This window comes from Streptomyces sp. NPDC051286 (assembly GCF_044455345.1).
Classification (GTDB): domain Bacteria; phylum Actinomycetota; class Actinomycetes; order Streptomycetales; family Streptomycetaceae; genus Streptomyces.
This window is the reverse complement of sequence record NZ_JBITER010000006.1, coordinates 236,112-247,294: the sequence shown is the minus strand read 5'-3', so window position 1 is coordinate 247,294 and position 11,183 is coordinate 236,112. Positions and strand designations below refer to the sequence as shown.

1 protein-coding gene is annotated in these 11,183 nt (G+C 72.0%); it reads left to right on the top strand.

Translation table 11 applies throughout. From position 1 onward, the window contains the following. The first annotated feature begins 1 nt into the window (after position 1). Positions 2–11,170 (top strand): amino acid adenylation domain-containing protein, encoded by an 11,169-nt coding sequence (locus ACIBB8_RS09435; RefSeq protein WP_398950090.1) that lies wholly within the window; start codon positions 2–4, stop codon positions 11,168–11,170. Positions 11,171–11,183 lie beyond the last annotated feature (13 nt).

Sequence of the window (11,183 nt, the reverse complement as noted above, 5' to 3'; positions counted from 1 at the left end):
GGTGCGCTGGTCGGCGGGGGGTGACCTGGAGTACGTCGGCCGGGTCGATGAGCAGGTGAAGGTCCGTGGTTTCCGGATCGAGCTCGGTGAGATCGAGGCCGTACTGACCGCTGACGAACGTGTTGCCCAGGCGGCCGTAGTCGTACGTGAGGACACCCCCGGCGACAAGCGCCTGGCCGCCTACGTGGTACCGGCCGAAGCCGGAATCACGGATGACGCCGGACTGCCGGCCGCCTTGATCGCCTACGCGTCAGGACAGCTGCCCGGCCATATGGTCCCCTCCGCGGTCGTGGTCCTCGACACCCTGCCGCTCACGGTCAGCGGGAAGCTGGATCGCAAGGCTCTTCCCGCTCCGGAGTATGTCGCGGGTGGTGGCCGTGCTCCGGTCGATGCCCGTGAGGAGATCCTGTGCGCGGTCTTCGCGGGGGTTCTCGGTGTGGATTCCGTGGGTGTGGAGGACGATTTCTTCCGGCTGGGTGGGCATTCGCTGCTCGCGGTGTCGCTGGTGGAGCGTTTGCGGGTGCGGGGTGTGACGGTGTCGGTGCGGGCATTGTTCCAGACGCCGACGCCTGCTGGTCTTGCTGCGGCGGCGGGTGCGGAGGAGGTTGCCGTGCCGACGAACGGTATCCCTGATGGTGCCGTGGAGATCACGCCGGAGATGCTGACTCTGGTCGAGCTGTCCGAGGCTGAGATCGAGCGGGTCGTTGCGGCCGTGGAGGGCGGTGCGGCCAATGTCGCCGACGTCTATGCGCTGGCTCCGTTGCAGGAGGGTCTGCTCTTCCACCATCTGCTGGCTGATGGTGGTGAGGACGCGTATGTGACGCCGACGGTCCTGGGGTTCGACTCGCGTGAGCGGCTGGACGCGTTTCTCGGTGCGCTGCAGCAGGTCGTCGACCGTCATGACATCTTCCGCACGGGCCTGGTCTGGGAAGGCCTGCGTGAGCCGGTCCAGGTGGTGTGTCGTCGGGCTGCTCTGCCGGTTGTCACGGTGGAGCCGGCTTCCGAGGGAACGGACCTGGCGGAGCAGCTGCTTGCCGCTGCCGGTCTGACGATGGATGTGGGCCGGGCGCCGTTGATCGATGTGCATGTGGCCGCGGAGGCGGACGCGGTGGCCGGTCGGTGGCTGGCGTTGGTGCGGGTGCATCACCTGGTGCAGGACCACACCGCTTTGGAAGTGATGCTGGAGGAGGTCGAGGCGTTCCTGACGGGCCGGGGCGGTGAGTTGCCCGAGCCGCTGCCGTTCCGCAACTTCGTGGCGCAGTCGCGTGGCGGGGTGGAGCGGTCCGCGTATGAGCGGTTCTTCACGGATCTGGTCGGGGACGTCACCGAGCCCACCGCCCCGTACGGGGTGGTGGATGCGCGTGGTGACGGTGCCCAAGTGGTGCGTTCGGTAAAGCGGTTGACTGCTGGGTCTGCCGCGCGTGTGCGGGAGGTGGCCCGCCGGCTGGGCACGAGTCCTGCCACGGTGATGCATGTGGCGTGGGCGCGGGTGCTGGCGGCGGTCAGCGGCCGGGGCGATGTGGTGTTCGGCACCGTGCTGTTCGGGCGGATGAACGCCGGTGCGGGCGCGGACCGGGTGACCGGTCCGTTCATGAACACGCTGCCGGTGCGGGTGCGGGTGGACGAGAGCGACGTACTGTCCGCGGTTGCGGGCATGCGGGCGCAGTTGGCGGCGCTGCTGGAGCACGAGCACGCTCCGCTGGCGCTGGCGCAGCAGGCCGCGAAGATGGCGGGGGACGTCCCGCTGTTCACAGCGCTGTTCAACTACCGGCACAACACCGCACCCCAGACCGACACCGGCGAGGCCGAAACCCCCCGGGGTGAGGGACTCGCCGGAATCACCACCCTTTTCACACGCGAGCGCACCAACTACCCCCTGACCGTCTCCGTCGACGACGACGGAGAGGGGCGCGGGATCGGACTGTCCGTCGACGCGGTCACCGCGATCGACCCCGAAGCGGTCGGCGCACTGCTGCGCACCACGGTGGACAACCTCGTCACCGCGCTCGAACAGGCACTGGACCAGGCGCCGGAGGCCGGCCGCTCGCACCTCGCGTTGAGCGCCGTCCCCGTCCTGGACGACGACGAGCGGCACCGGATGCTCGTCGACTGGAATGACACCGCGTCCGGCGCCGCGCCCGCGACTCTCCCCGAGCTGTTCGAGGCGCAGGTGGCCCGTACTCCCGACGCGGTCGCTGTCGCCCACGCCGGCACCGAGATCTCGTACGCGGAACTCGACGCCCGGGCCAACCGACTCGCCCGCCTGCTCACCGGCCACGGCGTGGGACCGGAAAGCGTGGTCGCCGTCGCGATGGAACGCGGCACCGACCTCATGATCGCGCTGCTCGGCGTACTGAAGGCAGGCGGCGCCTATCTGCCCGTCGACCCGGCCTATCCGGCCGAGCGGACCGCCTTCCTGCTCACCGACGCCGGAGCAGTATGCGTCCTGACCAGGACGGGGATCCGGCTCGAGACCCCGCCCGACCTCCCGGTGCTGGTCCTCGACGACCCGGCCACGGCCGCGCAACTGGCCGGACTCGACGACGGGACGCTGTCCGACGCCGAGCGGTCCCGGCCGCTGCTGCCCGGGCACCCGGCGTACGTCATCTACACCTCGGGATCAACCGGACGGCCCAAGGGCGTGGTGGTGGAACACCGGTCGGTGGCGAGTCTGCTGTCCTGGGCGGCCCGTACGTTCTCCGGCGGCGACTTCTCGCGGGTGCTGGCGTCGACGTCGCTGAACTTCGACGTGTCGGTGTTCGAGATGTTCGGGCCGCTGGTGTCGGGCGGCAGTATCGAAGTCGTCCGTGACGTGCTGGCGTTGGCGGACCGCGGGGACGGCCCCGGACCGCTGAGCCTGATCAGTGCCGTGCCGTCCGCCTTCGCACAGGTGCTGGACGGGCTTGCGGCCGGGGCCGGGATCGACGCCCGCAGTGGTGCCCGGACCGTGGTGCTGGCCGGTGAGGCACTTCCGGCCTCCCTCGTCCGGGACATCCGCGAGGCGCTGCCCGGCGTGCGGGTCGCCAACATCTACGGCCCGACCGAGGCCACGGTGTACTCCACCGCGTGGTTCACCTCCGAGACGGACCCCGGCACCGACCCGGATACGAACGGCGCCCCGCCGATCGGCCGGCCCATCGCCGACGCGCGCGCCTATGTCCTCGACGGCGCCATGTCCCCGGTGCCGGTCGGTGTGGCGGGCGAGCTGTACGTGGCGGGCGCCGGCCTGGCCCGTGGCTATCTCGACCGCCCCGCGCTGACCGCGGAACGCTTCGTCGCCGACCCCTTCGGCGCGTCCGGCGAGCGCCTCTACCGGACCGGGGACCTGGTCCGCTGGACCGCGGACGGACACTTGGAGTACCTCGGGCGGGCCGACGAGCAGGTCAAGGTGCGTGGCTTCCGTATCGAACTCGGCGAGATCGAGGCCGTCCTGAGCGCCCACGAGCGGGTGGCCCGCGCCGTGGTGATCGTGCGCGAGGACATCCCCGGTGACAGGCGCCTGGTCGCCTACGCGGTAGCGGCCGACGGTGACGGCGACGACGCCCCCCGGCCGGCGGAGCTCCTCGCCCACCTCGCCGCAGCCCTCCCCGCCCATATGGTGCCCGCCGCGGCCGTCGTCCTCGACGGCCTGCCGCTCACCTCCAACGGCAAACTGGACCGCCGCGTGCTGCCGGCCCCCGACTACGCAGGCACCGCCGGTGCGGGCCGCGCACCGGCCGGCCCCCGGGAGGAGATCCTCAGCGGGATGTTCGCCCAGGTCCTCGGCCTGGACGGGGTCGCCGTCGAGGACGACTTCTTCGCACTGGGCGGGCACTCGCTGCTCGCGGTGCGGCTGCTCAGCCGTATCCGCGCCGTGCTCGGCGTCGAGATGTCGCTGCGCACCCTGTTCGAGGCGCCCACGCCCGCCGGTCTCGCCGCTCGCCTCGGCGGAGCGGGCGAGGCGCGGGCGGCGCTGACCGCGGGCGCGCGCCCCGAACGGGTGCCGCTGTCCTTCGCGCAGCAACGCCTGTGGTTCATCGGCCAGCTCGAAGGCCCCAGCCCGACCTACAACGTCCCCGTCGCCCTGCGGCTGGGCGGAGACGTGGACCGCGAGGCCCTGGGCGCGGCGCTGCGTGACGTGCTGGAGCGGCACGAGGTGCTGCGCACGGTGTTCCCGGTGGCGGACGGCGAGCCCTACCAGCAGGTCCTCGACGCCGACGGGCTGGACTGGCGGCTGACCGTGGCTGACGTGGCCCCCGGGGAGCTGGCCGACGCGGTCGCCGAGGCACAGCGGCGGCCCTTCGGCCTGGCCGCCGAAGTCCCGTTCCGTGCCTGGCTGTTCTCGGCCGGGCCCGACGAGCAGGTGCTGGTCGTCGTCGTGCACCACATCGCGACCGACGGCTGGTCGAGGGAGCCGCTCGCCCGCGACCTGTCCGTGGCGTACGCGGCCCGTCGCGAGGGCCGGGCGCCGCAGTGGGCGGATCTGCCCGTGCAGTACGCGGACTACGCGCTGTGGCAGCGCGAACTCCTCGGCGACGAGCAGGACCCCGACAGTGTGATTTCCCGTCAGGTCGCGTACTGGCGCGAGACGCTGGAAGGCGCCCCCGAGGAACTGGCGCTGCCGTTCGACCGGCCGCGCCCCGCGGTGGCCAGTCACCGGGGTCACCGCATTCCCGTCGAGATCCCGGCGGAGGTCCACCGCAGGCTCGCGGAACTGGCCCGGGCCGAGGGCGTGACGGTGTTCATGGTCCTGCAGGCCGCCCTCGCCACGCTGCTGTCGCGCCTCGGCGCCGGTACCGACATCTCCATCGGCTCGGCGATCGCCGGCCGCACCGACGAAGCCATGGACGACCTTGTCGGATGCTTCGTCAACACGCTCGTGATACGTACCGACCTGTCCGGCGACCCGACGTTCCGTGAGGTCCTGGCACGGGTGCGGGAGAAGGGCCTGGCGGCGTTCGCCCACCAGGACGTCCCCTTCGAGCGACTCGTCGAGGAGCTCGCCCCGGTCCGCTCCATGGCCCGCCACCCCCTCTTCCAGGTGGTGCTCACGCTGCAGAACACCGCGGACGCCGTGCTCGACCTGCCCGGGGTACGGGCGGGGGCGGCGGCGGACCAGTCGTCGGCCGCCGTATCCGCCAAGTTCGACCTGGACGTCATCCTCGGCGAGTCGTTCGACGCGCAGGGTGTGCCCGCGGGCATCCACGGCGTGGTGATCGCGGCGGCCGACCTGTTCGAGCCGGACACGGCCGTACGGATCGCGAACCGCTGGGCCCGGGTACTGGACGCCGTCAGCGGCGCCCCCGGCGGGCGGATCGGCACGGTCGACCTGCTGGACGAGGGCGAACGCCACCGGCTGCTGGTCGAGTGGAACGACACCGCGGCAGCGGACCCGCAGACGCTGGTCCCGGCCCTGTTCGAGGCGCAGGTGGCGCGGACCCCGGACGCGGTGGCCGTCGTCGCCGACGGCGCCTGGGTGTCGTACGCGGAACTGGACGCCCGGGCGAACCGGGTGGCACGGTACCTGGCCGGTCAGGGCGTCGGGCCGGAGTCCGTGGTCGGGCTGTGCCTGCCGCGGGGCGAGGAGATGATCGCGGCGATCCTCGGCGTGTGGAAGGCCGGGGCGGGCTATCTGCCGATCGACCCCGAGCAGCCTGCCGACCGGGTCGCCTTCATACTGAGCGACAGCCGGGCCGCCCTGACCCTGACGACCGAGGAGATCCTCGACGAACTGCCCGCCGGACGCGGACGGCTGGTCGCGCTGGACGACCGGCTCGTCGAGATGCAACTGGCGGCAACCCCGGCCGGCGCACCCGAAGTGTCCGTGGCGCCGGACGCACTGGCGTACGTCATCTACACCTCCGGGTCGACGGGCCGCCCGAAGGGTGTGGCTGTCACCCACAGGTCGCTGGCCAACTACGCGGCCTCGGTTCCGGGGCGGGTGGGTCTGGGCGAACCCGGCCGGCGCTACGCGCTGCTCCAGGCGCAGGCCACCGACCTGGGCAACACCCTGCTGTTCGCCAGCCTGGTAACCGGCGGGGAATTGCACGTCCTGCCCGCCGAAGCCGTCACCGATCCCGTCGCCGTCTCCGGCTACTTCTCGGAGCACGGCATCGACCACCTCAAGGCGGTGCCCTCCCATCTGGCGGCGCTGGGCGCCGAGGGCGGTCCTGCGGGCGTGCTGCCCGCCAGGTCCCTGGTGCTCGGCGGCGAGGCGGCCTCCCCGGCATGGGTGAGCGGGCTGCTGGAAACGGCCGGGCAGCGCGAGGTGTTCAACCACTACGGGCCGACCGAGGCGACCATCGGTGTGGCGACCGCACGGCTCACTCCGGAGCTGGTGGCCGCCGGTGCGGTTCCGGTCGGCACCCCGGTCGCCAACACCCGTCTGTACGTTCTGGACGACTTCCTCGCCCCGGCCCCGCAGGGCGTGGTCGGTGAGCTGTACATCGCGGGCCGGCAGCTGGCCCGTGGCTACGTCCGCCGCGCCGGGCTGACCGCGGAGCGGTTCGTGGCCTGCCCGTTCGGCGGGTCCGGCGAGCGGATGTACCGGACCGGCGACCGCGCACGCTGGACCGCGGACGGTCAACTCGTGTTCGCGGGACGCGCCGACGACCAGGTGAAGGTCCGCGGCTTCAGGATCGAGCCCGGCGAGATCGAGGCCGTCCTGACCGCCCACCCGCAGGTCGCGCAGGGTGTGGCCGTCGCACGGGAGGACACCCCCGGAGACGTCCGGATCATCGCCTACGTCGTGCCTACCGACCTCGACGACGACAACCTGCCCGACCTCGTGAAGCGGTTCGTCGCGCAGCGGCTGCCGCAGCACATGGTTCCGGCCGCGGTGGTCGTCCTCGACGCCCTGCCGCTCACACCGAGCGGGAAACTCGACCGCAAGGCCCTGCCCGCCGCCGAGTACGGCTCCACCGAGCGGGCCGGCCGCAGGCCGTCCAACGTACGCGAGGAGCTCCTGTGCACGGCATTCGCCGATGTGCTGGGCCTTCCCGCGGTGGGCGTGGACGACGACTTCTTCGCCCTGGGCGGCCATTCCCTGCTGGCGGTCCGGCTCGTCAGCCGGATCCGCACCCTGCTCGGCGTCGAGACCGAGATCCGGGTGCTGTTCGAGACGCCGACCCCGGCCGGGCTGGCGGCCCGGCTGGCCGACGCCGAGGAGGCCCGCGCCCCCCTGACGTCCGGGGAACGGCCCGAGCGGATCCCTCTGTCGTACGGCCAGCGTCGGCTGTGGCTCATCGGGCAGCTCGAGGGCCCGAGCCCCGCCTACAACATCCCGCTCCCGGCCCGGCTGACCGGCGACGTGGACAGCGATGCGCTCAAGGCTGCGTTCCGGGACGTCCTCGGGCGGCACGAGGTCCTTCGCACCGTCTACGAAATGGCCGACGGCGAGCCGTACCAGCGGGTGCTGGACCTGGACGAGCTGGAGTGGGACCTGCAGGTCGTCCACGTCAGCCCGGACGAGCGCGACGCAGCGGTCGCCGAGGCGGCCCGGTACACCTTCGACCTGTCGGCGGAGATTCCCATCCGTGCCTCGCTGTTCACCTGCGCGCCCGACGATCACACGCTCATGGTGGTGGTGCACCACATCGCCGGCGACGGCTGGTCATGGGCGCCGCTGGCCCGCGACGTCTCCGTGGCCTACGAGGCGAGGTGCGCGGGCCGGGCCCCGCAGTGGGAGCCGCTGCCCGTGCAGTACGCGGACTACGCCCTCTGGCAGCGCGAGCTGCTCGGGGACGGCGACGACAACGACAGTATGATGGGTCGTCAGATCGCCTACTGGCGAGAGGCGCTGGCCGGATCCCCGGAGGAACTGGTGCTGCCGGCCGACCGGGTGCGCCCCGCCGTGGCCGGCTACCAGGGGCACGGCGTGCCGTTCCGGATACCCCCCGAGGTGCACGAGCGGCTGCTCGACGTGGCACGGACCGAGGGCGTCACCCTGTTCATGGTGCTGCACGCCTCCCTGGCGATGCTCCTGTCGCGCCTGGGAGCGGGCACCGACATCCCGATCGGATCGGCGCTGGCGGGACGCACCGACGAGTCGCTCGACGACCTGGTCGGGTACTTCGTCAACACCTTCGTGCTGCGCACCGACCTGTCCGAGGACCCCACCTTCCGCGAGGCACTGGTGCGGGTGCGGGAGGCCGGCCTCGGGGCGTTCGCCCACCCGGACGTGCCCTTCGAGCGGCTGGTGGAGGAACTGGCGCCCACCCGGTCGCTGGCCCGTCACCCGCTGTTCCAGGTGATGCTCCTGCTGGAGAACACCGCCGACGCGCTGCTCGAACTGCCCGGAGTCACCTCCGGCGGCGGCACGTCCGGGATGTCGGTCGCCAAGTTCGACCTCGACGTGAGCATCGCCGAGATCTACGACGACAAGGGGGTACCCGCCGGGCTCCGCGGCGGAGTGGTCGCCTCGACCGACCTGTTCGAACCCGAGACCGTCGTCCGAATCGCCGAGCGCTGGGTGCGGGTCCTGGACACCCTCTCCGCCGACCCCGGCCTGAGGCTCAGCGAGCTAGATGTGCTCGGCGAGGCCGAACGCCGGCGTCTGCTCACCGACTGGAACGACACCGCGGCCGAGGTCAGGGGCTCCACAGTCGTTGAGCTCTTCGAGGAGCAGGCGGCCCGCACCCCCGAGGCCATCGCGCTGGAGTACGCCGGTACCGAGATGACGTACGCCGAGCTGGACGCCCGGGCCAACCGGCTGGCGCGCCACCTCGTCGGCCGGGGCATCGGCACGGAGGACGTCGTCGCGACCGTCTTCGAGCGCACCCCCGACCTGGTCGTGGCGCTGCTCGGCGTCATCAAGGCCGGGGCCGTCTACCTGCCCATCGACCCGGCCTATCCGTCCGAGCGGACCGCGTACGTCCTGGAGGACTCCGGCGCGGTGTGCCTGCTGAGCAGCGCGGACCTGCGGGGACGCCTGGCCGAGTTCGGTGTGGAGGTGGACGACGGGGCGGTGCCGGTTGTGCTGCTCGACGACCCCGCGGTCGCGCGGGAGCTGGCCGATCTCGACGGCAGCGCCCCGACCGCGGAGGAACGCGGTGGCCACCTGCTGCCCTGGCACCCGATGTGGGTGATCTACACCTCCGGATCCACCGGACGTCCCAAGGGCGTCCTCGTCGAGCACCGCGCGATTGTGAACTTCCTGGCCGCGATGCAGGACCAGTTCGCCCTGGGGGCGAAGGACCGCCTGCTGGCCGTCAGCACAGTCGGCTGCGACATGGCGGGCCTGGAGTTCTACCTGCCGCTCGTCAACGGCTCCAGGATGATCCTGGCCTCACAGGAACAGGTGCTCGACCCCTGGGCGCTGCGCGACCTGATCCGCTCCCGTGGCGCGAACATCGTGCACGCCACGCCCAGCCTGTGGCGGGGCCTGGTCTCCGACGCCGACGACCCGCTGGACTGGTCGCGGGTGCGCGTACTGATCGGCGCGGAGGCACTGCCCGACGAACTGGCCCGCACCCTGCTGAGCCGGGCGGGCTCACTGACCAACCTCTACGGGCCGACCGAGACCACGGTCTGGTCGACCGCCAGGGAAACCGTGCGCGCCGATGCGGACGCGGGCCGCAACCTGACGTCGATCGGCGGCCCCGTCGCCAACACGCGGCTCTACGTCCTCGACGAACGGCTCGCCCCGGTCCCCGTGGGCGTCGCCGGTGAGCTGTACATCGCCGGTGACGGACTGGCCCGCGGGTACCTGGGCCGGCCGGGACTGACGGCCGGGCGCTTCGTCGCCTGCCCCTTCGGTGGCCCTGGTGAGCGCATGTACCGCACGGGAGACATGGTGCGGTGGAGCGGGGACGGCGACCTGGAATTCATGGGGCGCGCCGACGACCAGGTCAAGATCCGGGGATTCCGCGTCGAGCTGGGCGAGATCGAGGCCGTCCTCGCAGGGCACCCCTCCGTGGCCCAGGCCGTCGTGGTGGTGCGGGAGGAGACCCCGGGCGACAAGCAGCTCGTGGGCTATGTGGTGCCCGAGCCCGACGCCCGCGGTGACGCCGACGGCGGGCTCGGCCCGGCGGTGCGTGCGGCCACCCAGGAGCGGCTGCCCGGATACATGGTCCCCTCGGCGGTGGTGGTGCTCGACGCGTTCCCGCTGATGCCGAACGGCAAGCTGAACCGCAAGGCGCTGCCGGCCCCCGAGTTCAGGGCCGGCGCGGAAGGGGCCGGCAGGTCCGTCACCGCCCTGGAGGCGAGCCTGTGCGAGGCGTTCGCCGAGGTCCTCGGCATGGAGACGGTCGGAGTCGACGACGACTTCTTCGCACTCGGCGGGCAATCCCTGCGGGCCGTGCAGCTGGTGGAAGCGCTGCGTCAGCGCGGCGTGTCCGTCGCGGTGCGCGACCTGTTCGCCGCCCCCAGCGTCTCCGGACTCCTGAAGCGGATGAGCATGACCTCCGTACGGGACTCCCTCGACGTCCTGCTCCCGATCCGGGCCGAGGGCAGCAAGCCGCCCGTCTTCTGCGTCCACCCCGCGGGCGGGCTCAGCTGGTGCTACATGCCGCTGGCACGCAGCGTCCCGGATGACGTCCCGCTGTACGGGCTGCAGGCCCGGGGCCTGGACGGAGAGACGGAACTCGCCGGTTCCGTGGAGGAGATGGCGGCCGACTACATCCGGCAGATCCGTTCCGTGCAGGAGAGCGGCCCGTACCACCTGCTGGGCTGGTCCTTCGGAGGAACGGCCGCACACGAGATCGCCGTCCAGCTGAGGGCGGCGGGCGAAGAGGTGGCGATGCTGGTCATCCTGGACGCGTTCCCGCCGGTCGCAAATCCGGACGGTGAGTCCGCTGAGGGCGCCGAGGGCGCGGTCGAGGACCAGGGGCCGGAGCCCGAACGCGACCCGGCCGCCGAACTGGACCGGCTGACCGAGATGGTGCGGCGGGAGGCCGGCCATGTCTTCGGAGCCACCTCGGACGAGGAGTTCCGGACCCTGGCGCGCATCTTCCAGAACAACGGCCTGATCGGAGGTGCCCATCGGTTCGGACTGTTCGACGGGGACGCGCTGCTCGTCGTCGCCGAGGACAGCAAGCCGGAGGGCGCGCCCACCGTCGAGGCGTGGCAGCCGCATGTGACCGGGGAGATCGCGGAGATCGGCCTTCCGTGCAACCACTACGATCTGTCGCTGCCGGAGATGCTGGCCCGGGTGTGGTCCGCCGCCTCCGACTGGCTGGAACGGGAGGACTGAGCCTCACCCGCCG